Here is a 24,111-nt window from a genome sequence, read left to right on the forward strand (position 1 = left end):
TCCTGCTTGAACTCCAGCGTGTAGCGCGCCAGCACTGTCTTCGTCATGTCCGTCTTCCTCGCTTGTATTGAAACACCCAGCAAGGGGTACGTTTTTCGAGGGCAAGGTCAGGCTCGCACAGCACTCCAGCATTAGGTGGCGATAACCAATGGCTACACGTGTGACTGCTTGGTGATCTCCAGCGAGCGCAGGCGCAGCTCTGCGTCGTACACGTCGGACACCAGCATGAACTCGTCGGCCCGGGTGCTGCTGGCCAGCGCGCGCAGGCCGGCGCGCACCGTCTCCGGCCCGCCGACCACGCCCACGGCGAGGAAGTCGGCGATCGCCTGGCGCTCTTGGTAGCCCAGGCCCTCCAGGTAGCCCGGCACGGGCGGCGCCAGCAGGCCGCGCTGGCCGGTCAGGATGCCCAGCACGCGCTGGTAAGTGCTGCTGGCCAGCAGCCGCGCCTCCTCGTCGGTGGGCGCGGCGATGACCGGCACGCCGATCACCACGTAGGGTCGGGCCAGCACCTGGGAGGGGCGAAACAGCCGGCGGTACATCTCGATGGCCGCGTGCAGCATGCGCGGCGCGAAGTGCGAGGCAAACGCATACGGCAGGCCGAGGTGCGCCGCCAGCTGCGCGGAAAACAGGCTGGAGCCGAGCAGCCAGATCGGCACCTCGGTGCCGGCGCCGGGCACGGCGACGAGCTTCTGGCCGGGTTCGGCCGGCGCCAGCAGGCGTTGTAGCTCGGCCACGTCGCGCGGGAAGTCGGCCTCGGTCTCTACCCGGTCGCGGCGCAGCGCACGCATGGTCGCCGGGTCGGTACCGGGGGCGCGGCCCAGCCCCAGGTCGATGCGGCCGGGGTAGAGCGTGGCCAGCGTGCCGAAGGCCTCGGCCACCACCAGCGGCGCATGGTTGGGCAGCATGATGCCGCCCGAGCCGACGCGGATGCGCTGCGTGGCGCCGGCGATGTGCCCGATCAGCACCGCGGTGGCCGAGCTGGCAATGCCCGGCATGTTGTGGTGCTCGGCCAGCCAGTAGCGGGCAAAGCCCAGGCTTTCGGCGCGCTGCGCGGTGCGCACCGACAGCTGCAGCGCCTGGGCGACGCTGCCGCCTTCGCGCACGGCGACCAGGTCGAGAAAGGACAGCAGGGGAAGGGAAGGATGGGCGGTCATGGCGCCGATTGTGGGCGCATCGGCCAAGGAGTGCCTGTCAGGCAGAGGCGATGGTGGACGTTGGTGCTGGACGCTCAGCCCCGGGTAAGGCGGGGTGCGGATAATGCCTCGCCCATCCGGCACAGACCGGGGGAGGGAGGGATGCCATGGGATTTTTCAGCCGACTGTTCGCCCCGGCGGCGGACGCCAGCCCGGCCCCTTCGGGCTGGACCGACCTGCCGGAAGGCGAGGCCAGCGCGCTGGTGCTGCCGGACCCGGAGGCGGCGCATCTGCTGGCGCAGTTCGACATCGAGGCAGCCATCGTCGGCCACAAGCGTTGGCTGCCATGGCTGGGCACGCTGCTGCAGGGCCAGCGCGACGAGCGCCTGCGGGCCGAGGTGGTGGACGATGCCGGCTCATCCGAACTCGGCCACTGGCTGCAGGGCGCCGGTCGCGCCGCGCTGGGCCACTTCCCAGCGTTCGAGATGCTGCTGCGCCGCCACGGCTTCTTTCACCAGCAGGCGGCGGCGTTCATCCGCCACATCGAGGCCGGCGAACGCGCGCAGGCCGAGCAGGCCTACAAGGCCTGCCAGCACGCCTCGCGCCAGGTGGTGCTGCTGCTGCGCGAGCTGCAGAAGGGCCTGAAAACCCCTGTTGTGCTATCAAAAAAATAGCTCCAGGCCGTTGTCTTCAAAGGGCTGATGGCCCAAAACCCTTGAAACCCGTCAGTCGCGCGTCACGCGCAGCACTTCCTCGGCGCTGGTAATGCCGGCCTCGACCAGGCGCTGGCCATCCTGCTTCATCAGCTGCATGCCGCCGGCCAGGGCCTGGGCGCGGATCTCGCCCTCCGGCGCGCCGGCGTGGATCTGCGCGCGGATGGCGTCGTCCACCAGCAGCAGCTCGAACACGCCGGTGCGCCCGGCGTAGCCGGTCTGGCCGCAGGCGTCGCAGCCGGCGCCGGCGCACACGCCGCAGTACTTGCGCACCAGGCGCTGCGCCAGCACGCCCAGCAGCGACGACGACAGCAGGAACGGCTCCACGCCCATGTCGATCAGCCGGGTGACGGCGCTGGCGGCGTCGTTGGTGTGCAGCGTGGCCAGCACCAGGTGGCCGGTCAGGCTGGCCTGGATGGCGATCTGCGCGGTCTCGAAGTCGCGGATCTCGCCGATCATGATCACGTCCGGGTCCTGGCGCAGGATGGCGCGCAGCGCGCGTGCGAAGCTCAGCTCGATGCGGCTGTTGACCTGCGTCTGGCCGACGCCGGGCAGCTCGTACTCGATCGGGTCTTCCACCGTCATGATGTTGCTGCGCGTGGCGTCCAGCCGGGCCAGCGCCGCGTACAGCGTGGTCGTCTTGCCGGATCCGGTCGGGCCGGTGACCAGCACGATGCCGTGCGGCTGGGCGATGAGGCGCTCCATGCGCGCCAGCACCTGGCCCTGCATGCCCACGGCCTCCAGCTGCAGGCGCGACTCGCTCTTGTCCAGCAGGCGCAGCACGGCGCGCTCGCCGTGGGCGTTGGGCAGCGTGGATACGCGCACGTCGATAGCTCTGGTCCCTAAGCGCAGGCTGATGCGCCCGTCCTGCGGCAGGCGCTTTTCCGAAATATCGAGGTCGGCCATGATCTTCAGCCGGCTGATCAGCGCGGCGTGCAGCGCGCGGTTCGGCTGCACCACCTCGCGCAACTGACCGTCCACGCGAAAGCGCACGCTGGAATGGCGCTCGTAGGGCTCGATGTGGATGTCGCTGGCGCCGTCGCGCACCGCCTGGGTCAGCAGCGCGTTGAGCATGCGGATGATGGGCGCGTCGCCGGCGCTCTCCAGCAGGTCTTCCACCGCGGGCAGTTCCTGCATCATGCGTGACAGGTCGGCGCCTTCCTCGACCTCGCTGACCACCATCGCGGCGCTCGACTCGGACTGCGAATAGGCTTGGCTGATGCGCTGGGCCAGCTGCGGCGCGTCCAGCGCCTGCAGCTGCTGCACCGGGTGCTTGCGCAGCACCTCCGACAGCGCCGTGGGCGCGGGCTGCGGGCCGTGCCACAGCAGCAGCTGGTGGCCGTCGTCCTCCAGCAGCAGCTGGTGCGTGCGCGCGAAGGCGTAGGGCAGGGGATGGCGCATGCGCGAAGGTCCTCGCCGCCGTCAGGGCGACTGGTAGGCGGGGTCGGCCACAGGCGCGGGCGCCGGCCGGGGCGCGGGCGCTGCCGGCCGCACCGGCGCCAGTGGCGCGGGGGCGGGCAGACCAGCGCCGGGCGCCGCGGGCAGCGGCGGCAGCACCGGCGCGTCGGGCACGGCGCGCAGCAGGCTGCTCGGTGCGGGCTGGCTGGTCTGCTGCAGCGCGCGGATGGCGTCGTAGCGGTCCATCATCAGCGCGTCGCTGGTGGCGCTGTCGCGGATCACCATCGGGCGCAGGAAGACCATCAGGTTGGTCTTCTCGCGCGTGCGCTTTTCGCTCCTGAACAGCCCGCCGACCACCGGCAGGTCGCCGGCCAGCGGCACCTTGTCCTGGGCCAGACCGTAGCTGTCCTCCAGCAGGCCGCCGATGACGATCACGCTGCCGTCGTCCACCAGCACCGTGGACTCGATCGAGCGCTTGCTGGTGGTGGGCCCATTGACGTTGTTCAGCGTGTTGGCGGCGACCTTGGAGACCTCCTGGTACAGCGTCAGCTTGACGGTGCCGTTCTCGTTGATCTGCGGGCGCACGCGCAGCATCAGGCCTACGTCCTTGCGCTCCACGGTGGTGAAAGGGTTCACCGCGCCGCCGACGCCGCCGGTGTTGGCATAAGAGCCGGTGGGGAAGGGCACGTTGTCGCCGATGACGATCTGCGCCTCCTCGTTGTCCAGCGTCATCAGGTTGGGCGTGGACAGCACGTTGGCGTCGCCGGTGTTTTCCAGGAACGTGGCCAGCGCGCCCAGGTAGTACTTGCCGTTGATGCGCGGCGCCACGGCAAGGTTCATGCCCGGCGCCGGCTTGGCGGCGGCCAGCGCCGACAGGTTGCCGTTGGCGGCATTGGCCGCGGCGATCGCCAGGTCCAGGATGTTGGTGCCAGCCACACCCGAGTTAGTACCCAGCACGCCCAGCGTGCCGCCCATGTGGCCCAGCACCCCCTGCCACTGGATGCCGAACTCGGCCACCTTGCTGGCGCGCACCTCGACGATCAGGCTCTCCACCAGCACCTGCGCGCGGCGCCCGTCCAGCTTGTCGATCACGGCGCGGATCTGCCGGTACAGGGGGTCGGGCGCGGTGATGATCAGCGAGTTGGTGGTCGGGTCAGCCTGGATATAGCCGCCGGTGGAGGGCTGATTGGCGTTGCCGCCGTTGTTGCCCGACAGCGACGGGGCGCCGGCGCCCAGGCCACCGGCGTTCAGCCCGCTCGCGCTCTGGCCCAGGCCGCTGGCCTGGTTGCCCATGCCGCCGGACAGACCACCCACGCCGCGCGCGCCCCCACTAGCGGGGCTGGTGGCGGCGCCCGCGCTGGCGGTGTCGCTGCCGCCCGCGCCCAGGGCCGCGCGCAGCGTGGTCGCCAGCTTCACGGCGTCGGCGTTCTTCAGGTACACCACATGGATGTTGCCCGCCGCGCCACCGGCGCCAGGCGCCGCCGGCTGGTCCAGCCGCGCCACCAGCGAGCGCACCAACGCCACCCGCGCCGGGTTGGCCGCGCGCACGATCAGCGCGTTGCTGCGCGGCTCGGCCAGCAGCGTGGTCCTGAACGAGGTATCGCTCTGGCCCGGCGTGGCCGCGGCCACCGCGCCGCCCGTGGCCCCGCCGCTGCCACCGCCCTCGATCAGCCGCGCCACCAGCGGCGCCAGCTCGCTGGCGATGGCGTGCTGCAGCGGGATGACCTCGACGTCGCTGGCGTTGGACACGTCCATCGCCGCGATGATGCGCGCCAGGCGCTGCAGGTTGTCGGCGTAGTCGGTGATGACCAGGCTGTTGTTGCCCGGGTTGACGTTGATGGTGTTGTTCGGGCTGATGAGCGGGCGCAGCACCGGCACCAGGTTGGCCGCGTTCTCGAAGTTCAGCTTGAAGATCTGCGTGACGATCTGCCCGCCCGTGGGCGCGCGCCCCGACGGGCCCTGCGTCACCGCCACGCTGCCGGTCTGCAGCTTGGCGTCGGCCTCGGGCACGACCTTGTACAGCCCGGCCGACTCGACCACCGTGAAGCCCTGCAGGCGCAGCGCCGCCAGGAACTGGTCGAAGGCGCGCGCCGGCGAAACGGCGCGTTCGGTCACCAGCGTCATCTGGCCCTTGACGCGCGGGTCCACCACCACGTTGCGCCCGGTGATGGTGGCCAGGGTGCGCGCCACGGCCTCGATGTCGGCACCGTTGAAGTTCAGCGTCACCGGCTCGTTGGCGCGCACGCTGCCGGTCTGCGCCTGGGCAGGCAAGGTGCTGCAGGCGCCGGCCAGCAAAGCGCTGGCCGCTATCGAATGCAGAGCGTGGCGCAGGCGGCGGCGGTTCAGGGGGTTCATAAGCATCGCAAGGCGGGGCTGCAACAAGGTCAGCCCAGGGTGATGAGCGAGCGTGCGCCGCTGCGTCGCCCGATGATATTCAACAGATTCGCCAGCGCCCCTTCGCGCCCCGGCGCGGCGCGCGCCTCGCCGGAAAAACGCAGGCGCTGGCCGACCCAGTGACCGCTGCCCGACAGCAGCAGCGCGCCGTCCAGCGTGGACAGCTGCAGCTGCGGCGCCTCGCCGCCGTGCAGCGCCAGCCGGTAGCTGCCCATGGGTCGCAGCGTGGACAGGCGCGAGGACATGGCCAGCGCGTCCAGCCGGGCGCTGCCCGCCAGCTGCAGCCGGCCGTCGGCCCAAGCCAGACGCAGGCCCTTGGTGGCCAGCTGCAGCTGGCCCTGCGGCTGCAGCGTGTTCCACGGCGTGCCCAGGCCGGCCAGCACGGCGGCGGGCCACTGGCTGCGGCCGTCCTCCAGGCGCAACTGCAGCGCGCGCCAGCCGGCGCGCAGGTGCAGCGCGAGCGGTTCGGGCGTGCAGCAGGCGGTCTGCAGGCGCACGCGCGCGCCCAGCCATGCCGGGCGCAGCTGCCAGTGCACGCGCGCGGGCAGCGCGGCGCGGTCCTGGCTGCCGGCGCCGCCGGTCAGCACCAGTTGCGCCGAGCCGTCCCAGACCGTGCCGCGCGCATCGTGCAGCTGCACCTGCGCGCCGCTGGCGCGCGCCACGCCGGCCGCCAGCCAGCGCGCCGGTGCCGCGGCCAGCCCCACGGCCAGCACGCCCAGTGCGGCGCCGGCCAGCGCCCAGCCCCACGGCGCGCGGGCCGGGGCAGCGGAGGCAAGGGCGGGGCGGGGGCGGCGCGGCACGGGCTGCAAGCGAAGGGCAGGAAAAAATCAGCCGGGCGGCAGGGCCAGCACCAGCGTGCCGTCCCAGGCGGGCGCGGCGCCGGGAGCGCTGCTGCGCGTCAGGCGCGCCTGCAGCGGCGTGGCGTGCGCCTGCGCGCGCACCTGCGCCAGCCAGCGCGCCAGCGCCTCGGCCGGTACCTGCTGCAGGGTGACGGTGGCCTGCTCGCCGGCGATCACCAGGCGCGCCCCGTCACCTAGCAGCTGGCCGGTGGCGCCGCGCAGCGCCGCCAGCGCATCGACGGCCGGCGCGCGCGGTGCCTGCTGCAGCTGCTGCGCCTCGGCCTGCAGCTGCAGCATCTGCTGCAGCTGGGCGTCCACCTGGGCGTGGCGCGCGGCCGAGGTCTTCCAGGTCAGCAGCGCCGGCGCCAGCAGCAGCCACCACAGCAGCGCCAGCGCCACCAGCGCGCCGGCCAGCAGCACCAGCGTCTGCTCGCGCGCGGCCAGGCGGCGCCACTGCGCCTGCAGCGGCGCCCAGGCCTGGGCCAGAGCGGGAGGGGTTTTCAGGGCGCGGGGGGTCATGGCGTGCCCCCGGCGGCGGCCAGCAGCACCAGCGTGCCGTCGTCCTGCTGGCGCGCGTCGGCCTGATCCCCGGCCAGGCGCTGGCGCAGCGCGGCCAGTTCCTCCGCGCCCAAGGCAATGCCGCGCAGGCGCAGCTCGCCGTCGCCGTATTCGATGGCGCTGGGCAGGCGGCCGGGCGGCAGGGCCGTTGCAGCGGCGGCCAAAAGCGGCTCCAGGTCGCGCGGCGACAGGCCGCCCGCGCCGGCGCGCAATCGCGCCAGCTCGCGCTGCATCTGCAGCGGCGCGTCCACCACCACCTGCACCTGCGGGAAGGTGCCGGTCAGCACGGCGCGCACCTGCGCCTGTTGGGCGGCCAGCTGCTGGCGGTCCTGCAGCGCCCACAGGTTCAGGCCGATGACGTGCACCGCCAGTGCCAGCCCCAGACCCCAGCGCGCGGCGCGCCACTGCGGTGCGCGCAAGAAGGTGTTGGCGCCGCCCGCGGCGCGGCGCAGCGCGCGCCGGCGGCCGCTGCTGGCCAGGTCGAGCTGGGCCAGGTCCCAGGCGCCGCGCGCGGCGGCCAGGGCGCGCTCGGGCGCGGTCTGCAGTTGCACGGGGCGCGTCAGCAGCCGCTCGGCCAGGGCCACCACCGCAGGCTCGGCGCGCACCGGCGGCGCGCCTTCGGCGGCTGGCCCGGGCAGGCCCAGCGCGGGCGCAGCGGCCAGCGGCAGCACGGCCAGCGCCTGCTCGTCGCCCATGCCAGCCAGCACCAGGCGCGCGTCCTCGGGCGGACCGAGCACGGTGGCCTCTGTCTGCCCGCTGGCCGTGGCGCCGGGCGCGAATTCGGGCACCACCCGGTCGGCCGGGTGGCCGGCGGCCTCCAGGGTTTGCAGCGCCGCGCGCAGCCAGGCGCGGTCGCACACCGCGACCCACGCCGGGCTGCCGGCCTGCGCGCCGGGCGCCAGGGCGAAGTGCAGCGCGGCGGGCTCGTCCAGCAGGTGCTCTTCCAGCAGGCCTTCCAGCACCGCGCGCAGCCGCGCCGGCTGGGCCAGCGAGCCGGGCGGCAGCGTCACGCGCTGCCAGGACAGGGCGCGCACCGGCACCAGCGCCACCGTCTCGCCGGTGCGTCCGGCACCGGGCAGCAGCGCGGCCTCGCTACTAGCGTGGCGCGTCACCGCCTGGCCGTCGGCGGACAGGACGTGGTCGTAGCGGTCGGGGGTGGCCGAGCCGGGCTCGGACAGGGTGATGACGAGGGTGCTCATGGGCGGGTCGGCGCGGCATTGTAGGGGCCGGCCTGCGGCGCCCCGGCCGGGGGCAGTGCCCCGCGCTCGCGCCACAGGGTGCGCGCCTGGCCGCCTTCCTTGAGCACCAGCGAACGCTCCTCCACTGTGCTGCCCTCCAGGCGCAGGCGCCCGCGCACCTCGAAGTAGCGTGAGGAGACGGCGTGCGTGGCGGTGGTGATGCCGTTGCTGCCCGCGCGTGGCGTGCCCAGTAGGCGCATGGCGTCGGCCTCGCTCTTGAAATGCTGCGCCTCGCGCGCCTGCACCAGCTGCTGCGCCTGCGCCATGGACAGGCCGTCGGCACTGGCCCACAACACCACCGCGTCGGCGGTGTTCAGGTTGACTGGTGTGCGCGCCGGCAGCAGCGTGACGTAAGGCGTCAGCCGCGCCGCGCTGGCCGGCGGCAGGCCCCACCAGGTCAGCTGCGCGGCGCTTTGCGGCAGCAGCGGGGCGCTGGCGGGCGCGTCGGGCTGCAGGGCCTGCTGCAGCTGGCGCGCGAGTGCGTCCAGCTCGGCGCCGGACAGGCCGAGGTAGTCGAACAGGCGGGCGAACTGTTGGTAGGCGACGGCGTCCACCGCGTCGTCCTGCACCAGGTTGCGCAGGTTCAGCAGCGCCTGCTGGTCGCTGATCTGGCCGGACAAGAAGGCGTCGGCGGTGTCGGTGCTGGCGTCCTGCACCTGCGCCACGCCGCGCTGCGCGGCCAGGAACGTGGACAGGCGCGCCTCGGCCAGCGGCACCGACCAGGGCTCGGTCAGGTTGTCGGTGCCGTCGCCCGAGCGCGCCAGCGCGTCCTCGCGCAGGATCAGGCGCGACCAGTCCAGCGCGCCGACCAGGATCCACGCCGACTGGATGCGAGCGCGCTCGGCCGCCTCGACCTCGGTGGCGCGCCACTGCTGCCACAGCGCGGCGGCGGCGAAGCTGGCGACCAGGGTCACGGTCAGCATGGCGGCCAGCAGCGCGGCGCCGGCCTGGCGCCACATTGGCCGCCCGGCTCCGCGCACGGCGGGGCGCTGGCACGCGCGCACGCGTAGGCCCCTGGCATGGCAGGGGAAGCAGGGGAGCGCGCCAGCCCGGAAACGACCGTCAGGTATAAAAAGTGCCTCCAGCCCTTTGTTTGTCACGGCGCGCAGCTATCAAAACAGGAGTTCACGACTTGCCCCCACCCAGCAGCGGATTGACCCAGTCACGCGTCAGGCTGCCCGCCAGCGCCCCGCCGGCGGGCAGGGTGAGCTGCAGGCGCACACCCTCGGGCAGGCGCGCGGCGGCGTCGCTGGCGGCGCCGATGGCGCGCGGCAGGCCGGTCGCAGCGCCGCTGGACAGCGCGTTCGCCCAGGCGCCGCCGCGGTAGTAGAACAGCCGCCAGTCGGCCACGGGCAGCAGCACCGTCTCGGCGCGGCGCTCGGCATCGCCCGGCGTGCGCGCCCACAGCGCGGCCTGCTGCCAGGCCTGCGTCCATTCGGCGCGGGTACGTACGGTCGGCGACTGCCAGCGCAGCCACTGCCCGCCGCGCAGCGCCCAGGCCACCACCAGCGCGCCTTCCTCGGGCGTGCGCGTGCTGCGCCGCGTCAGGCGCAGCGCCTGGCCGTCCCAGGCGATGGGCTCGGTGTGCTCGATGGCCTGCAGCGCGTCCAGATCGGCATTCCACTGCGCCAGCACGGTCTGCAGCACCAGCAGCTCGTCGGCGCGCGCGCGCGTCAGCTGCTGCGAGCGCACCATGCCGTCCAGCCCGCGCCAGCTGACCAGCGCCAGCAGCGCCATCACGGACAGCGCGACCAGCAGCTCGACCAGGGTGAAGCCGCGCGCTGTGCGGCTGGTCGGGCGGTTGGACGGTTGATGCCGGCCCGCGCGCGTCACGCCGCGCCACGGGGCGCGTGCACATTCCCATCTTGTTCGTGCGCAACCCGACCGCGTCGTTGCTTCTCCGGTCAACGCAGGTGGCGCCGGCTCGACCTCTCCCCGCCGGCTCTCATTCGAAGGACCGCGGAGCAGGCCATGCCAGCGGACGCCGTGGATCTGGCTTTGCCAGTCCACCAGCGTCGTCCCCCCTCGGGGGGATGGCGCGAAGCGCCTCAGGGGGGGCATCAATACCTCCCGACGATGGTCGACACCCGCAGCACCGGCTGGGCGCGCGCGTCCAGCACCTGCGCGTCGACGCGGCGGAACTGCGGGTTGGGCGTGGGCGTGGTGGCCAGGGTGACCTGATAGCGCCGTCCGGCCTGCTCGCAACTGCTCTGCGCGTCGCCGATGGACGGCATCTGCTGCGCCAGGCGCACGGCAACCAAGGCGTTCTCGGCGCACAGGTGGCCCAGCACCACGTCGGTCTCGCGCTCGGCGTTGCGCACCAGCGCCGAGGTCGCCTGGGCGCCGGCCAGCAGCGCGATGGCGACGATGGCCAGCGCCACCAGCACCTCCACCAGGGTAAAGCCACGCTGCGCAGCGACAGAGGGGCGCCGCCCCCGCCCGCGCGCCGGTCCGCGCGGCGCGTGCGCGTGGCGCACGACCGTCACGGCAGCGCCTGCACGGCAAACGGCCGCAGCCCGTCGCTGGCCACGGCCACGGCGCGCCCGGGTTGGGCGCGGTTGACCAGCACCACCTGCTGCGCGCCGATGATCGGCTCCGGCCCCAGCCACAGGCTGGCCGTGCCGCCGCGCACGCCGGTGGCGGCATCCAGCCAAGGGCGCTGGCCCTGGGGGCCGGGCAGGCCGTCGAAGGCGAAGCCGCCCGACCCGGGCAGCGCGCGCCAGCGCACCGCCACGCCGCTGGCGCGCGACTGGGCGCGCGCCGCCTCCAGCTGGGCGGCCAGGCGCTCGCCCTCGCGCTGCAGCAGCACGGCCCCGCCATCGCGCAATGCCAAGCCGACGCCGGCGGTGGCGATCGCCATGATGGCCAGCACCACTAACAGCTCCAGCAGGGTGAAACCGAGAACACCCCCCCGAGCCGCTGCGCGTCGCCCCCCCTCTCTCGCTGCGCGGGAGGGGGGGCGACGCCAGCGGCCTGGCAAAGCCAGATCCGCGGCGTCAGCTGGCCTGGCGGGTCGGTAGGTCACGACGAGGCTGAAAAGGAATGCGGTAGAACGACAGCACGACATACCCTATGCCCCGTCGGCGGCGGCAGTGCGCGACCGTGGGGGCGCACAGGTTTCGCCGCCGGGCCGCCCCAAGGCGAAACGCGGCCCCCTGGGGGGCAGGAAGCACACGCAGTGCGCGACCGTAGGGGCACCCCTACCCTCACTGCCAGCTGCCGATATCGGCGTCCTTGCCCTCGCCACCCGACTGCCCGTCGGCGCCGAAGGACATGACATCGACCTCGCCCTTGATTCCCGGATTCAGGTACTGGTAGGGGCGGCCCCAGGGGTCGGTGGGCAGCTTTTCCAGGTACGGGCGCCAGTTGCCGGGCACCGGGCCGGCGCTGGGCTTGGTGATCAGCGCCTGCAGGCCCTGCTCGGGCGTGGGGTAGCGCTGGTTGTCCAGGCGATAGAGCTTGAGCGCCTGCATGATGTTGGTCACGTCGGTGCGCGCCGCGGTGCCGCGTGCATCGTCGGCGCGGTCCAGCACGTTGGGCACGATCAGCGCGGCCAGCACGCCGATGATGACCAGCACCACCATCAGCTCGATCAGGGTGAAGCCGGCGGCGAGGCGGCGGCGCAGTGCGCGCGCGGGAAGGCGGACGAAGGTCGAAGAGGGCATCGGGCAATGATAAATAATCGGGCGATGGCCATGACTGCTCCTGCCCCTTCGCGCCGCACCGCGTCCCCGTGGGGCGTGCGCCTGGCCACCCTGGCGCTGTGGGCGCTGGCCGGCGCCGGCGCGCTGTACTGGGCGCTGGCGCTGGCGCGGCCGGCCGCCGGGCCGGTGCCTGCGCCGGCCGCGCCATCGCTGCGCGCCGATCCGCAGGCGGTGGCACGCCTGCTGGGTGCGGGGGCGGCGGCTGAGGCGCCGCTGGTGACCGGCGCGCCCGCGGCACCGGCGCGTTTCGTGCTGCAGGGCATCCTGGCGGGCACCGCCAGCGGCGGCGGCGCGGCGCTGATCGCCGTGGACGGGCTGGCGCCGCGGCCCTATCGCGTGGGCGCGGCGTTGGAGCCGGGGCTGGTGGTGCAGTCGCTGTCGCGCCGTGAGGTGCATCTGGGGCCGTCCTTGGGAGCGGCTTCCACGCTCACTCTGCAGATGCCGCTGCCGAGCCCGTGAGCGCAGGCGGCGGCAGCGCCTGCGTGGTCCAGGCGCCGCAGGCCGGTGCCTCGACGGGCCACTGCGCCGCTGTCGGCACCGCGTCCGGGCCGTGCGTGCACAGCCAGTGCACGCAGCGCGCCACGCCGGCATGGGTGATCCAGACGACGTCGCGCGCCGGCGCGTACGCGCCCGCATCGGCATGCGCCAGCCGGGCGGCCTCTTGCAGCGCCTGGGCCACGCGCGCCAGCATGCGCGCCAGGCTCTCGCCGCCGCCGGGGGCATGCTCGTGCAGCCGGGCCGACCAGGCGTCGATCTCCGCGTGTGGCAGCGCGTCCCAGGCGCGGCCTTCCCAGGTGCCGAAGTCCAGTTCGGCGATGCGCGGCTCTGGAATACTGGTCAAATCCGGCCTCAGTCGTTGCAGATGAACGGCCAGCTGCTCACATCTTCGTAGCGGCGAGTGGCGCACTGCGGCCACCCGCGCGGGCAGCGCATGCGCCAGCGCCATGGCTGCGTTGCGGCTGGCGTCCGGGTCGGCGGATACGTCCAGCCGGCCGTAGCAGAGGCCTGGATCGATCTGCGGCCGCGCATGGCGTACCAGCCACAGGCGCGGCAGGGCGTCCTGCGTGCTTGGCATTAGCTGCGCCACGGGGCCTGGCATCGTTCGTCGACCGGACCGCTCCTGCTGTGGCCAGTGGCCTGTGCGCGGGACAGGTTTCCCTCGGACGAGTTCTGTGGGCGTGCCTCGCCGCTGCCAGCGGACGTCTGAAGTGGCGTGCTGCGGTTCACGCGGCCCGCTGCGCCAATGCCAGCGCCGCGCCCAGGTAAAAGCCCAGCTCGGCCACCTGCTGCGTGGCGCCCAGGCAGTCGCCGGTGAAGCCCTGCAGTCGGCGCGCGTAGCGCCAGTGCATCCACGCCGCGCCGGCGCCGCTGGCCAGCAGCGCGGCGGCCAGCACGCCCGCGCCCAGCAGCCCGCCCAGCAGCAGCGCCGGCGGCACGCACCACAGCGCGGCGCAGGCCAGCGCGCGCCTCGAGATGCGGTCGGCTAGCGGCTTGCTCTTGGACGTGGCGCTGTCGCCGACGTGTGGCAGCAGGCGCACGGTGACCAGCGGCCACAGGCGCGACAGCGGGTGCGCCGCCGCCAGCACGGCCAGCGCAGCGGCCAGCCCGGCGCTGGACAGCTGCGCCAGCAGTGCCACCTTGGTCAGCAGCGCCAGCACCAGCGCCATGGCGCCGAAGGCGCCGATGCGCGAGTCCTTCATGATCTCCAGCGCGCGCTCAGCGGTGTAGGCGCCGCCCAGGCCGTCGGCCACGTCGGCCAGGCCATCCTCGTGAAAGCCGCCGGTGGCCAGCACCGTGGCGGCGGTGGACAGCGCCGCCGCCACCGCGCCGGCCAGCGGCCCGGCCCGCAGGCCGGCAAAGACGGCCGCGTACACCGCCGCCGCCAGCAGCGCCACCAGCCAGCCGACCCCGGGAAAGTGCCCGCTGGCCGCGCGCAGCATGGCCGGGCTGTAGCCGACCCAGGCGGCCAGGCGGCCGGTGACCGGCAGGCGCGTGAAGAACTGCACCGCCAGCAGGTAGTGGCGCACGGCCTGCATGGGGGTTTGCTATCTAAAGAATAGCTCGAAGCCCATGCAATACATGGGCTCAGGGGCGATTTGACTTGAAATCATGCGTCCTGCGCCTGCAGGAACATGCGGTACGCCGGGTTGTCCGTTTCCTCGGCGTAGGGGTAGCCCAGCGTCTGCAGGAAGGCGTCGAATGCCGCTGCGTCGCCCGGCGGCACCTGCATGCCGACCAGGATGCGGCCGTAGTCCGCTCCCTGGTTGCGGTAGTGGAACAGCGAGATGTTCCAGGTCGGCTGCATCAGACTCAGGAACTTGAAGAGCGCGCCCGGCCGCTCGGGGAAGGTGAAGCGCAGCAGCCGCTCGTCGCGCGCCAGCGGCGAGTGCCCGCCGACCAGGTGGCGCAGGTGCTCCTTGGCCAGTTCATCGTGCGTCAGGTCGAGCGCGGCAAAACCCGCCTTCTGAAAGCTGCGCGCGATCTTTTCCGACTCGCCCCGGCCGTGCGTGGACAGGCCGACGAAGACGTGCGCGCGCTGGCCGTGGCTGATGCGGTAGTTGAACTCGGTCACACTGCGCGGCCCGCCGGGCAGCGCGCCGACCACCTCGCAAAAGCGCCGGAAACTGCCGCGCTCCTCGGGGATGGTCACGGCGAACAGCGCCTCGCGCTCCTCACCCATCTCGGCGCGCTCGGCCACGAAGCGCAGCCGGTCGAAGTTCATGTTGGCGCCCGAGAGGATGGCGGCGTAGGTCTCGCCGCGCGTCTTCTTCTCGGCCACGTACTGCTTGATGGCCGCCACCGCCAGCGCGCCGGCCGGCTCGACGATGCTGCGCGTGTCCACGAAGATGTCCTTGATGGCGGCGCAGACGGCGTCGGTGTCGACCAGCACGTATTCGTCCACCAGCTCGTGCGCCACGCGGAAGGTCTCCTCGCCGACCAGCTTCACGGCGGTGCCGTCGGAGAACAGCCCCACGTCGGGCAGCTGCACGCGCTGGTGCGCCTGCGCCGAGCGCGCCATGGCGTCCGAGTCGCGCGTCTGCACGCCGATCACGCGGATCTCCGGGCGCACCGCCTTGATGTAGCTGGCCACGCCGGCGATCATGCCGCCGCCGCCGATGCCGACGAACACCGCGTCCAGCCCGCTGCCCAGCTGCTGCACCTGGCGCAGGATCTCCATGGCGATGGTGCCCTGGCCGGCGATGACCAGCGGATCGTCGAACGGGTGCACGAAGGTCAGCCCGTCGCGCGCCTGCAGGGCGGCGGCGTGCTCATAGGCGTCCGAGTAGCTCTCGCCGTGCAGCAGCACCTCGCCGCCGAGCGTGCGCACGGCATCGACCTTGACCTGCGGCGTGGTCGTCGGCATGACCACCACCGCGCGCGTGCCCAGCTTGGCCGCGCTCATCGCCACGCCCTGTGCGTGGTTGCCGGCCGAGGCGCAGATCACGCCGCGCGCCAGCTGCTCGGGCGACAGGTGCGCCATCTTGTTGTAGGCGCCGCGCAGCTTGAAGCTGAACACCGGCTGCTGGTCCTCGCGCTTGAGCAGCACCTTGTTGTGCAGGCGGCGCGACAGACTGCGCGCGGGCTGCAGGTCGGACTCCACCGCCACGTCATAGACGCGCGCGGTCAGGATCTTCTTCAGGTAGTCGACGGGGGTGAGGGAAGGGGAGGCAGGAGAAGTCATGGCGCTGGCCCGGTCGAGGGCCGATGCTGCGCCGCAACAGCCGCGGCGCGAGGACGCCCATCATAGTGGCCGCCCGCAGGCGAAAAAAAGCCCCGGGCGGTAAGGCCCGGGGCCAATCCATCCTTTGAGGAGATGGAGGAGACAATCGTCGGACGCCAGCGTAGCTGGCGGGCTGCAGGCCCGTGCTGGCCGTCGATGTCCGCCATGGTAGCGCAACCTGTGCTGCATTGCAGCAAAATTCCCTGGATGCGACAGGCCCTCTGTGCCAGTGGTCGATCTGCGTCAACCCTTCTCCTCCAACCAACCCTCAAGGAAATCCTCATGGAATGCACCGTGAGCTGGACCGGTGCCGCAGGCACGCGCTCCGGCATGGGCTTCGTTGCCGAGACCGGCAGCGGCCACGTCCTGGCCATGGACGGCGCCATCGACACCACCCGCCCCGCCAACGGCGGCCAGAACCTGGCGCCGCGGCCCATGGAGACCGTGCTGGCCGGCACCGGCGGCTGCACCGCCTACGACGTGGTGCTGATCCTCAAGCGCGGGCGCCACGATGTGCGCGGCTGCAGCGTGCGCCTGACGGCCGAGCGTGCCGAGGTCGAGCCCAAGGTCTTCACGCGCATCCACATGCACTTCACCGTGACCGGCCGCAACCTGCCGCGCGAGGCGGTGGAACGCGCCGTCGCCCTGAGCCACGAGAAATACTGCTCGGCCAGCATCATGCTGGGCAAGACGGCGCAGATCACTACCGGAGTGGAGGTGGTCGAGGGCTGAGCCAGCCCAGGCTCAGGGTCAGATGCGGTGCGCGACGGTGGTCATCACCTTGGCCGCGGCGCGCATCAGCCAGCGCGCCGGGGCCGGCAGCTCGGCCGCGCCAGCGGCGCGGGCCTGCGCGGCGTGGCGCGCCTCGTCGCCCTGCATGCGCGCCACCACGGCGCGCGAGGCCAGGTCCTGCGCGGGCAGGCGCTGCAGGTGGTCCTGCAGGTGCTTTGATACTTGGCGCTCGGTCTCGGCCACGAAGCCCAGGCTGACGGCATCGCTCACCCGTGCCGCTCCCAACCCGATGGCAAAGGCGCCGCCGAACCACAGCGGGTTGAGCAGGCTGGGGCGGCCGCGCAGCTGGTCCAGCCGCTCGCGCGTCCAGGCCAGGTGGTCGGTCTCCTCGTGCGCGGCCTGCAGCAGGCCTTGGCGCAGCGACTCGTCGCGGGTGACGCAGGCCTGCGCCATGTACAGCGCCTGCGCGCACACTTCGCCGACATGGTTGACGCGCATCAAGGCGGCCGACAGGCGTGCCTGCTCTGCCGTCAACGTCTGGAGGGGCAGGCCGCGCGCTGGCGACGGCTGGCTCGCGCTGGACCGCGCCAGCAGCGTGCGCAGTGCCGTGTCGGCCGCAATCAGCAAGAATTCGCTGCGTGCGGTTGCAGTGAGAAGGCGCCCGTTGGTCATTATTTGATGAATGAAACCTTGTGTTGCAGATGAACTCGTGGCAGGCGATACGTCTTTTCCACAATTCGGCGGGCCTGTTGTGGAACGGCAACGGATTGCCTGATGCGCAGTTCATTGTGCGGGAATTTCTTTGCTTATCACGGCCCGGTCTGTTGCAATAGAAGCAACTTCCCCACCAGGAGGTTGGCCCGGGGAGCCGGCGGGGTCGTGCGCCAGCTTCGCGCCCGTGCCATATGCCCTACCACCCGGGGCCCTCTGTTTAACCTTGGAGTAACACGCAATGAAAAAATCCCTGATTGCTCTGGCAGTGCTGGCCGCTTCCGGCACGGCAATGGCTCAGTCGTCCGTGACCCTGTTCGGTATCGTGGATACCAACTTCACCTACATCGACAATGCCAATACCGCCGGCGACAACAAGTACGGCCTGGGCACCAGCGGTAACGCGACCAGCCGTCTGGGCTTCCGCGGCGTGGAAGACCTGGGTGGCGGCCTGAAGGCCGGCTTCTGGCTGGAAGGCGAGATCTTCGGTGACGACGGCAATGCCGCCGGCTTCAACTTCAAGCGTCGCTCCACGCTGAGCCTGATGGGCGGCTTCGGTGAAGTGCGCCTGGGTCGCGACCTGGTGCCTTCCTACACCAAGGTCAGCTCGTACGACGTGTTCGGCCAGGTCGGTATCGGCCAGTTCATGGGCTGGAGCACCTGGGGCCAGAGCACCAGCACGCCTGACGCCAACGGCTATCGCCAAGACAACATGCTGGCGTACTACACGCCTAACTTCGGTGGCTTCACCGCTGGCCTGGGCTATGGCTTCGATGAAAAGGCTTCCGGCCACGACGGTCGTTACATGGGCGGCTTTGCAGCCTATGACAACGGTCCTCTGAGCGTGACCGTGGCACTGGACCGCCGCGACATCGGCTACAACGTGGCTCCGCTGGTCTATGACGGCAAGAAGGACATGCTGTCCATCGGCGCTTCCTACGACGTCGGCATGGCAAAGATTAGCGCCCTGGCTCAGCAAAGCCGCTTCAAGGACGTGCCCGCTTCCAGCGACCGTAAGGTCAACTCCTACATGATCGGCGCCGCCGCTCCCGTGGGTGCTGGTCAGGTCCGTCTGCAGTACGCCCTGTATGACCAGAAGGCCATCGATTCCAAGGCTCACCAGCTGAGCCTGGGCTATGTGCACAACCTGTCCAAGCGCACTGCTCTGTACGGTACCGTGGCCCACATGAAGAACAAGGATGCTTCCAACCTGGCACTGGCCGCCAAGGGTCTGAGCACCACTGGCGCTGGCGCTGGCGAGAGCCAGACGGGCGTGCAGCTGGGTATCCGCCACTCCTTCTGATGACATTGCTGGCCTTCATGGCCAGCTTGCACGGAAGACAAACGCCACCTTCGGGTGGCGTTTTTTTATGTCGCCCATGTAACAAAAGCCTAGGGTAAATGCCTGTGGCTGGCATGCCATAGCGCCTTGTTCCCATACGGTGCTATCTGAAGAATAGGGTTTCGCCGAGCAACCCATCATTCCTTGGATAGAAAGACCCGGAACATGCAATCGTCGTACAAGAATACGTTGGCGCTGGCAGCCCTGATGGTGACCACCCCGTTGCTGCATGCCCAGGCCCCTGGAACCAGCAAGGTGCAGCTGTGGGGCATCGTGGACGCGGCCGTGCGGCATACCAACAATGAGGGGCCGGGGCAGGACGGCAAGACACAGATGCTGGGTGGCGGCATGTCGCAAAGCCGCTGGGGCATCAACGTAGAGGAAGACCTGGGCGGCGGTAGCAAGGCGCTGGTAGTACTGGAAAACCGCTTTAATGCCGATGACGGCACTGTCTCCACGCCCTTTTTCCAGCTGGCGCACGTGGGGCTGCAGGGCCCATACGGCCGTATCACGGCAGGTCGGCAGTGGAACGTACTGTTCGACGTGGTGACCAGCACCTATGCGTCCTTCCCCTACTCGCCCTACATGGAGGCATACAAGCCAGAGCTCGGCCTGGCCATGGGCGCGCGCACCAGCAATATGCTGAAGTACGCCATCGCCACGCCCGACCGGACCTGGGCGGGTGCTCTGCAGTATTCTTTCGATGAAAACAATTCCACCAGCGCGCTGGAAGGCGGCCTGCCCGGCTCGGCGGCCCAGGTGCCGGACTACGTCCGCAGCACCCTCGGGGGTGGTGCCTGGAAGACCGCGGGTGGCTATCTGCGCTACGCCGCCAACGGATTGGCGGTGGGTGGAGGCTTCATGCGCACCACCCTGCCGGGGGGCACGGACGTGGACGCCTGGACCGTTGGCGGCTCGTACCGCACCGGACCCTGGTATTTCAATATGGGCTATGGCCTGAACAAGGCCAAATACGCCGCGGTGACCAGTCCGCTGGTGGGTTTTCGCAATACTGTGGACCGCGCCATCCTGGGCCAGTTCTGGTCAGGCCAGACCAACGGCGGCTTCCTGCCAGGCGACGCCGACAAGCGCCATCTGATCAAGGTGGGAGTGGGGTACCAGCTCACCCCGCAGCTCAATCTGGGTATGCATTACTTCCGAGGCAAGCAGTCGGGCTCCACCAGCGGAGCCTTCAACGGCAACACGAACTTCTACGTCGCAGTGGCGGACTATGCCTTCAGCAAGCGCACCGATGCCTATTTCGGCGTCGACCACACCAGCATCAGCGGTGGCAGTGCCATCACGCTCGATGCAGTGAGCCAGGCCCGCAGCCGCACCGGCATCACGGTCGGCATTCGCCATCGCTTCTGAGGGGTGGCAGTTCCGGCAGCGCAACCTTTTTCTCGGCACTGCGCTGCCGCACTGTCCAGGCCGGGGCCTCCCATGGGAGGCCCCGGCGCTTTCTGCGGCTCTGAAGCAGCGCGGCCAGCACAGATCAGGGCTGCTGTCTCCGGGGCTTTCCCTTGCCGTACCCAGCGGTTGGCTGCGGCATATTCCCCACTTTCCCCGCCTGAGCCGCCGGCGCTCACAAGGAATCCTCATGCAACTCACAAGGCTGCTGCTTTCCCTCGTCGCCGCATCCGCCTGCGCGGCCGTGCCCGCCGTGCACGCCAAAACCTTCAAGTGGGCCAGCCAGGGCGAGATCGCCACCTGGGACATCCATTCGCAGAACAACGCACTGCAAAACGGCATCCATGCGTATGTCTACGAGAGCCTGGTGTACTACGACAGCAAGACCTTTCAGGTCGAGCCGCAGCTGGCCACCGCCTGGAGCAACGTCAGCCCGACGCAGGTGCGCTTCACCCTGCGCCAGGGCGTGAAGTTCCATGACGGATCGGCCTTCACGGCGGACGACGCGGTGTATTCCATCCAGCGCGCCATGGCCAAGACCTCCAACTACGGCCCCTTCGTGCAGGGCATCGAGCGCGTGGCCAAGGTCGATGCGAACACCATCGACGTGTTCCTGAAAGGCCCCAACCCGGTGCTGCTGCGCCAGATGACCGAGCTGCGCATGATGAGCAAGGCCTGGGCCGAGAAGAACCGTTCGGTCGAGCCCAAGGACATCAAGGGCAGCGACGAGAACTACGCGCACCGCAACGCCGTGGGCACCGGTCCCTTCACGCTGCAATCCTGGCAGCCCGATGTGCGCATGGTCTTCAAGCGCAACCCCGACTGGTGGGGGAAGGCGGACAGCAACGTCACCGAGATCGTCTACACCCCGATCAAGTCGGGCGCCACGCGCATCGCGGCGCTGCTGTCGGGCGAGGTGGACATGGTGCTGGACCCGGCGCCGCAGGACCTGCCGCGCCTGCGCAGCAACGCCGAGCTGAAGGTCATCGACGGGCTGGAAAACCGCACCATCTTCCTCGGCATGGACCAGTTCCGCGACGAGCTGTCGGGATCCAGCGTCAAGGGCAAGAACCCGCTCAAGGACGTGCGCGTGCGCCGCGCGCTGTACCAGGCCATCGACGCCAACACCCTCACGCGCAACATCCTGCGCGGCCTGGGCAAGCCCACCGGCACGCTGGTGGCGCCGCAGGTGGCTGGCTGGACCGAGGGTGTGGGCAAGCGCCTGCCGTACGACGTGGAAGCGTCCAAGAAGCTGCTGGCCGAGGCCGGCTATGCCGATGGCTTCGAGGTCGATTTCGCCTGCCCGAACAACCGCTACATCAACGACGAGGCCATCTGCCAGGCCATCACGGCGATGTGGGCGCGCATCGGCGTCAAGGCCCGGCTGCGCACGCTGCCGCTGGTGACCTATTTCCCGATGATCCAGCGCAGCGAGGCCAGCATCTACATGCTGGGCTGGGGCGTGCCGACCTTCGACGGCCTGTACAGCCTGCAGTCGCTGGTGCGCAGCGTGGGCACGGGCGGCGACGGCAACTACAACGTCGGCAAGTACAGCAACGAGCGCATGGACTACCTGGTGGATCGCATCAAGGTCGAGACCGACGCCCCGGTGCGCGCGCGCATGATGACCGAAGCGCTGCAGCTGTCGAACGACACCGTTTCGCACCTGCCGCTGTACGACCAGGTCATCCCCTGGGCGATGAAGAAGAACGTCGAGCTGGTGCACCGCGCGGACAACCGCGTGGACATCCGCACCGTGAAGATCAACTGAAGGCACGACGAGGGCGCGCGGCGCCTTCGGCCTTTGGTTCACACGCGGCCGGTGCGCCACATGCACCCGTCGCGCACCGCATGCCGTGCCGGGCCCACCCGCCTGCTAGCATGCGTCCACCCCCTTCAGCCAACCCATCTGCATGCTGGCTTTCATCCTTCGGCGCCTCGCCCAGGCCGTGCTCGTCATGGTCGCCGTGGCCTTCATTTCCTTCATGCTGTTCCAGTTCGTGGGCGACCCGGTGGTGTTCCTGCTGGGCCAGGACGCCACGCCCGAGCAGATCACCGAGATGCGCGCCGCGCTCGGGCTGGATCAGCCGTTCATCGTGCAGTTCTGGCACTTCCTGGTGAATGCCGCGCAGGGCGAGTTCGGCCTGTCGCTGCGCCAGGGCGCCAAGGTCTCGCGGCTGATCGCAGAGCGCTTCCCGGCGACGCTGGAACTCGCCCTGGTGGCCGCCGCCATCGCGCTGCTGGTGGGCGTGCCGATGGGCGTGTACGCGGCGCTCAGGCGCGGCACCTTCCTGAGCCAGACGTTCATGACCCTGTCGCTGCTGGGCGTGTCGCTGCCCACCTTCCTGATCGGCATCCTGCTGATCCTGGTGTTTTCGGTGACGCTGGGCTGGTTCCCCAGCTACGGGCGCGGGCCGACGACACAGATCGGCTGGTGGAGCACCGGGCTGTTGAGCCTCAAGGGCTGGCACCACTTGGTGCTGCCGGCGGTGACGCTGGCGATCTTCCAGCTCACGCTGATCATGCGGCTGGTGCGCGCCGAGATGCTGGAGGTACTGCGCACCGACTACATCAAGTTCGCCCGCGCGCGCGGCCTGTCCGACCGCGCGATCCACTTCGGCCATGCGCTGAAGAACACGCTGGTGCCGGTCATGACCATCACCGGGCTGCAGATCGGCGGGCTGATCGCCTTCGCCATCATCACCGAGACGGTGTTCCAGTGGCCCGGCATGGGCCTGCTGTTCATCCAGGCGGTCACCTTCGCGGACATCCCGGTCATGGCCGCCTACCTGTGCCTGATCGCGCTGATCTTCGTGGTCATCAACCTGGTGGTGGACCTGCTGTACTTCGCCGTCGATCCGCGCCTGCGCGTCTCCGGCAAGGGTGGGGGGCATTAATGCACACGACAACCCCACGCTATCAGGCCAGCGGCCGCGCCTTCGCGCAGATCGCGCAGTTCCACCCCGAGCTCACCGCGCTGCGCCGCGACCTGCACGCCCACCCGGAACTCGGCTTCGAGGAGGTCTACACCGTCGCGCGCGTGCGGGAAGCGCTGCGCGCCTGCGGCGTGGACGAGATCCACGAGGGCATCGGCAAGACCGGCCTGGTGGCGCTGATCCACGGCCGCGGACGCGGCAGCAAGGCCATGCTCGGCCTGCGCGCCGACATGGATGCGCTGCCCATGGCCGAGCACAACGAGTTCCCCTGGCGCTCGACCAAGTCCGGACTCATGCACGGCTGCGGCCACGACGGGCACACGGCGATGCTGGTGGGCGCGGCGCGCTACCTGGCCGCCACGCGCGACTTCGACGGCACGGCGGTGCTGATCTTCCAGCCGGGCGAGGAGGGACTGGGCGGCGCGCGGGTGATGATCGAGGACGGCCTGTTCGAGCGCTGGCCCGTGCAGGCGGTGTACGCCATGCACAACTGGCCGGCCATGAAGCCCGGCACGGTAGGCCTGAACGACGGCGCCATGATGGCCGCCGCCGACCGCATCACCATCGACATCACCGGCCGCGGTGGGCATGGCGCGCATCCCTACCAGACGGTGGACGTGGTGCTGGTGGCGGCGCACATCGTCACCGCGCTGCAGAGCATCGTGGCGCGCAACGTGAGGCCGATCGACAGTGCCGTGGTCAGCGTCTGCGCGCTGCAGGCCGGCGACCTGGGCGCGTTCAGCGTGCTGCCGGGCACGGCCACGCTGGTCGGCACGGTGCGCGCGTTCGATCCAGCGGTGCAGAACCTGGTGGCGCAGCGCATCCAGGAGCTCTGCAGCGCCGTGGCGTTGGGCTTTGGCGCGACGGCCAGCGTGCGCTACGAGCGCATCTACCCGGCCACCATCAACACCCCGGCCGAGGCGCGCTTCGCCGGCGATGTGGCCGCCAGCCTGGTGGGCGAGCACCAGGTGGTGCGGGACCTCGAGCCGAGCATGGGCGCGGAGGATTTCTCCTTCATGCTGCAGGCCCGGCCCGGCGCCTACCTGCGCCTGGGCCAGGGCATGGGCGCGGGTCATTGCACGCTGCACAACAGCCGCTACGACTTCAACGATGAAGTGCTGCCGCTGGGCGCGGCGCTGCTGGCCGGGCTGGTGGAACAGGGCATGCCGCTGGCAACCGGGTTGTAGGGTGGGGCGACTCTTTACTCTCATTCCCATAGCTGCAGGCCCTTTATTCAAAAGGGCTGGCGGCCTGTTTCGCATGAAAATCACTCCACGCCGAC

At 70.7% G+C, this 24,111-nt stretch carries 23 protein-coding genes; 8 read left to right on the forward strand and 15 right to left on the reverse strand.

Going from position 1 to position 24,111, the window contains the following annotated elements; all coding sequences use genetic code 11:
• Positions 1 to 152: 152 nt before the first annotated feature.
• A complete protein-coding gene (locus BLQ61_RS15595) occupies positions 153 to 1,154 on the reverse strand; it encodes an LLM class flavin-dependent oxidoreductase (RefSeq protein WP_091572595.1) in 1,002 nt (333 codons plus the stop codon).
• A gap of 146 nt (positions 1,155 to 1,300) precedes the next feature.
• Between BLQ61_RS15595 and BLQ61_RS15600 the strand changes: the two genes are divergently transcribed.
• A complete protein-coding gene (locus BLQ61_RS15600; protein ID WP_091572416.1) occupies positions 1,301 to 1,807 on the forward strand; it encodes a CZB domain-containing protein in 507 nt (168 codons plus the stop codon).
• 51 nt (positions 1,808 to 1,858) lie between these two features.
• On the opposite strand, the gene BLQ61_RS15605 is transcribed toward BLQ61_RS15600, so the two are convergent.
• The 10 genes from BLQ61_RS15605 to gspG form a co-directional block, all read right to left on the reverse strand.
• Positions 1,859 to 3,247 (reverse strand): GspE/PulE family protein, encoded by a 1,389-nt coding sequence (locus BLQ61_RS15605; RefSeq protein WP_091572418.1) that lies wholly within the window; start codon positions 3,245 to 3,247, stop codon positions 1,859 to 1,861.
• A 21-nt stretch (positions 3,248 to 3,268) separates the two neighbouring features.
• On the reverse strand, positions 3,269 to 5,599 hold the full coding sequence (gspD, locus tag BLQ61_RS15610; RefSeq protein WP_091572421.1) for a type II secretion system secretin GspD: 2,331 nt from the start codon (positions 5,597 to 5,599) through the stop codon (positions 3,269 to 3,271).
• A gap of 29 nt (positions 5,600 to 5,628) precedes the next feature.
• A complete protein-coding gene (gene gspN, locus BLQ61_RS15615) occupies positions 5,629 to 6,438 on the reverse strand; it encodes a type II secretion system protein N (protein WP_091572598.1) in 810 nt (269 codons plus the stop codon).
• A gap of 27 nt (positions 6,439 to 6,465) precedes the next feature.
• Entirely contained in the window at positions 6,466 to 6,996 is a 531-nt protein-coding gene (gspM, locus tag BLQ61_RS15620; protein WP_091572424.1) for a type II secretion system protein GspM, read from the reverse strand.
• Complete coding sequence (gspL, locus tag BLQ61_RS15625) at positions 6,993 to 8,234, reverse strand: type II secretion system protein GspL (RefSeq protein ID WP_091572426.1); 1,242 nt, start codon at positions 8,232 to 8,234, stop codon at positions 6,993 to 6,995. The genes gspM and gspL overlap by 4 nt, the downstream gene beginning before the upstream one ends.
• On the reverse strand, positions 8,231 to 9,232 hold the full coding sequence (gspK, locus tag BLQ61_RS15630) for a type II secretion system minor pseudopilin GspK (RefSeq protein ID WP_175488319.1): 1,002 nt from the start codon (positions 9,230 to 9,232) through the stop codon (positions 8,231 to 8,233). Before gspK ends, gspL begins: the two co-directional genes overlap by 4 nt.
• 166 nt (positions 9,233 to 9,398) lie before the next feature.
• On the reverse strand, positions 9,399 to 10,106 hold the full coding sequence (locus BLQ61_RS15635) for a PulJ/GspJ family protein (RefSeq protein WP_342672247.1): 708 nt from the start codon (positions 10,104 to 10,106) through the stop codon (positions 9,399 to 9,401).
• A gap of 227 nt (positions 10,107 to 10,333) precedes the next feature.
• Entirely contained in the window at positions 10,334 to 10,750 is a 417-nt protein-coding gene (gspI, locus tag BLQ61_RS15640; protein WP_091572603.1) for a type II secretion system minor pseudopilin GspI, read from the reverse strand.
• 5 nt (positions 10,751 to 10,755) lie between these two features.
• Positions 10,756 to 11,253, reverse strand: coding sequence for a pilus assembly FimT family protein (locus BLQ61_RS17665; protein WP_425415628.1), 498 nt, complete (start codon positions 11,251 to 11,253; stop codon positions 10,756 to 10,758).
• A 226-nt stretch (positions 11,254 to 11,479) separates the two neighbouring features.
• Entirely contained in the window at positions 11,480 to 11,938 is a 459-nt protein-coding gene (gspG, locus tag BLQ61_RS15650) for a type II secretion system major pseudopilin GspG (protein WP_091572434.1), read from the reverse strand.
• Between the two features lie 30 nt (positions 11,939 to 11,968).
• Between gspG and BLQ61_RS15655 the strand changes: the two genes are divergently transcribed.
• A complete protein-coding gene (locus BLQ61_RS15655; RefSeq protein ID WP_091572606.1) occupies positions 11,969 to 12,436 on the forward strand; it encodes a type II secretion system protein N in 468 nt (155 codons plus the stop codon).
• On the opposite strand, the gene BLQ61_RS15660 is transcribed toward BLQ61_RS15655, so the two are convergent.
• The 3 genes from BLQ61_RS15660 to ilvA all read right to left on the reverse strand — a co-directional run bounded on the left by BLQ61_RS15660 (position 12,405) and on the right by ilvA (position 15,659).
• Positions 12,405 to 13,052 carry a histidine phosphatase family protein gene (locus BLQ61_RS15660; RefSeq protein ID WP_091572436.1) on the reverse strand — a complete coding sequence of 216 codons (648 nt, stop codon included), beginning with the start codon at positions 13,050 to 13,052 and terminating at the stop codon, positions 12,405 to 12,407. The genes BLQ61_RS15655 and BLQ61_RS15660 overlap by 32 nt on opposite strands.
• A gap of 148 nt (positions 13,053 to 13,200) precedes the next feature.
• On the reverse strand, positions 13,201 to 14,013 hold the full coding sequence (locus tag BLQ61_RS15665; protein WP_091572439.1) for an adenosylcobinamide-GDP ribazoletransferase: 813 nt from the start codon (positions 14,011 to 14,013) through the stop codon (positions 13,201 to 13,203).
• A gap of 71 nt (positions 14,014 to 14,084) precedes the next feature.
• The gene (gene ilvA / locus BLQ61_RS15670; protein ID WP_091572442.1) at positions 14,085 to 15,659 is read right to left on the reverse strand and encodes a threonine ammonia-lyase, biosynthetic; all 1,575 of its coding nucleotides are present in this window, start codon (positions 15,657 to 15,659) and stop codon (positions 14,085 to 14,087) included.
• A 321-nt stretch (positions 15,660 to 15,980) separates the two neighbouring features.
• On the opposite strand from ilvA, the gene BLQ61_RS15675 reads away from it, so the two are divergent.
• A complete protein-coding gene (locus tag BLQ61_RS15675) occupies positions 15,981 to 16,430 on the forward strand; it encodes an OsmC family protein (RefSeq protein ID WP_091572445.1) in 450 nt (149 codons plus the stop codon).
• A gap of 18 nt (positions 16,431 to 16,448) precedes the next feature.
• On the opposite strand, the gene coq7 is transcribed toward BLQ61_RS15675, so the two are convergent.
• Positions 16,449 to 17,102, reverse strand: a complete 654-nt coding sequence (coq7, locus tag BLQ61_RS15680; RefSeq protein WP_091572448.1) for a 2-polyprenyl-3-methyl-6-methoxy-1,4-benzoquinone monooxygenase — start codon at positions 17,100 to 17,102, stop codon at positions 16,449 to 16,451.
• A gap of 280 nt (positions 17,103 to 17,382) precedes the next feature.
• On the opposite strand from coq7, the gene BLQ61_RS15685 reads away from it, so the two are divergent.
• The 5 genes from BLQ61_RS15685 to BLQ61_RS15705 all read left to right on the forward strand — a co-directional run bounded on the left by BLQ61_RS15685 (position 17,383) and on the right by BLQ61_RS15705 (position 24,016).
• Positions 17,383 to 18,444 (forward strand): porin, encoded by a 1,062-nt coding sequence (locus BLQ61_RS15685; RefSeq protein ID WP_091572450.1) that lies wholly within the window; start codon positions 17,383 to 17,385, stop codon positions 18,442 to 18,444.
• Between the two features lie 204 nt (positions 18,445 to 18,648).
• A complete protein-coding gene (locus BLQ61_RS15690; RefSeq protein WP_091572453.1) occupies positions 18,649 to 19,854 on the forward strand; it encodes a porin in 1,206 nt (401 codons plus the stop codon).
• 229 nt (positions 19,855 to 20,083) lie between these two features.
• On the forward strand, positions 20,084 to 21,664 hold the full coding sequence (locus BLQ61_RS15695; RefSeq protein WP_091572456.1) for an ABC transporter substrate-binding protein: 1,581 nt from the start codon (positions 20,084 to 20,086) through the stop codon (positions 21,662 to 21,664).
• Positions 21,665 to 21,806: 142 nt separating this feature from the next.
• Positions 21,807 to 22,790, forward strand: a complete 984-nt coding sequence (locus BLQ61_RS15700) for an ABC transporter permease (protein ID WP_091572458.1) — start codon at positions 21,807 to 21,809, stop codon at positions 22,788 to 22,790.
• A complete protein-coding gene (locus BLQ61_RS15705) occupies positions 22,790 to 24,016 on the forward strand; it encodes a M20 aminoacylase family protein (RefSeq protein WP_091572461.1) in 1,227 nt (408 codons plus the stop codon). The genes BLQ61_RS15700 and BLQ61_RS15705 overlap by 1 nt, the downstream gene beginning before the upstream one ends.
• The last annotated feature ends 95 nt before the right edge of the window (positions 24,017 to 24,111 follow it).

This window comes from Oryzisolibacter propanilivorax (assembly GCF_900103645.1).
Lineage (GTDB): Bacteria > Pseudomonadota > Gammaproteobacteria > Burkholderiales > Burkholderiaceae_C > Melaminivora > Melaminivora propanilivorax.

Bases quoted from the DNA above. Each gene is read 5' to 3' on its own strand.
- BLQ61_RS15600 (WP_091572416.1), top strand. From the start codon at position 1,301: ATGGGATTTTTCAGCCGACTGTTCGCCCCGGCGGCGGACGCCAGCCCG.
- BLQ61_RS15595 (WP_091572595.1), bottom strand. From the start codon at position 1,154: ATGACCGCCCATCCTTCCCTTCCCCTGCTGTCCTTTCTCGACCTGGTC.
- BLQ61_RS15675 (WP_091572445.1), top strand. From the start codon at position 15,981: ATGGAATGCACCGTGAGCTGGACCGGTGCCGCAGGCACGCGCTCCGGC.
- BLQ61_RS15690 (WP_091572453.1), top strand. From the start codon at position 18,649: ATGCAATCGTCGTACAAGAATACGTTGGCGCTGGCAGCCCTGATGGTG.
- BLQ61_RS15655 (WP_091572606.1), top strand. From the start codon at position 11,969: ATGACTGCTCCTGCCCCTTCGCGCCGCACCGCGTCCCCGTGGGGCGTG.
- BLQ61_RS15705 (WP_091572461.1), top strand. From the start codon at position 22,790: ATGCACACGACAACCCCACGCTATCAGGCCAGCGGCCGCGCCTTCGCG.
- gspK (WP_175488319.1), bottom strand. From the start codon at position 9,232: ATGTGGCGCCAGGCCGGCGCCGCGCTGCTGGCCGCCATGCTGACCGTG.
- gspM (WP_091572424.1), bottom strand. From the start codon at position 6,996: ATGACCCCCCGCGCCCTGAAAACCCCTCCCGCTCTGGCCCAGGCCTGG.
- BLQ61_RS15700 (WP_091572458.1), top strand. From the start codon at position 21,807: ATGCTGGCTTTCATCCTTCGGCGCCTCGCCCAGGCCGTGCTCGTCATG.
- BLQ61_RS15605 (WP_091572418.1), bottom strand. From the start codon at position 3,247: ATGCGCCATCCCCTGCCCTACGCCTTCGCGCGCACGCACCAGCTGCTG.
- gspL (WP_091572426.1), bottom strand. From the start codon at position 8,234: ATGAGCACCCTCGTCATCACCCTGTCCGAGCCCGGCTCGGCCACCCCC.
- coq7 (WP_091572448.1), bottom strand. From the start codon at position 17,102: ATGACCAACGGGCGCCTTCTCACTGCAACCGCACGCAGCGAATTCTTG.
- gspG (WP_091572434.1), bottom strand. From the start codon at position 11,938: ATGCCCTCTTCGACCTTCGTCCGCCTTCCCGCGCGCGCACTGCGCCGC.
- BLQ61_RS15660 (WP_091572436.1), bottom strand. From the start codon at position 13,052: ATGCCAAGCACGCAGGACGCCCTGCCGCGCCTGTGGCTGGTACGCCAT.
- BLQ61_RS15665 (WP_091572439.1), bottom strand. From the start codon at position 14,013: ATGCAGGCCGTGCGCCACTACCTGCTGGCGGTGCAGTTCTTCACGCGC.
- BLQ61_RS15685 (WP_091572450.1), top strand. From the start codon at position 17,383: ATGAAAAAATCCCTGATTGCTCTGGCAGTGCTGGCCGCTTCCGGCACG.
- BLQ61_RS15695 (WP_091572456.1), top strand. From the start codon at position 20,084: ATGCAACTCACAAGGCTGCTGCTTTCCCTCGTCGCCGCATCCGCCTGC.
- gspD (WP_091572421.1), bottom strand. From the start codon at position 5,599: ATGAACCCCCTGAACCGCCGCCGCCTGCGCCACGCTCTGCATTCGATA.
- ilvA (WP_091572442.1), bottom strand. From the start codon at position 15,659: ATGACTTCTCCTGCCTCCCCTTCCCTCACCCCCGTCGACTACCTGAAG.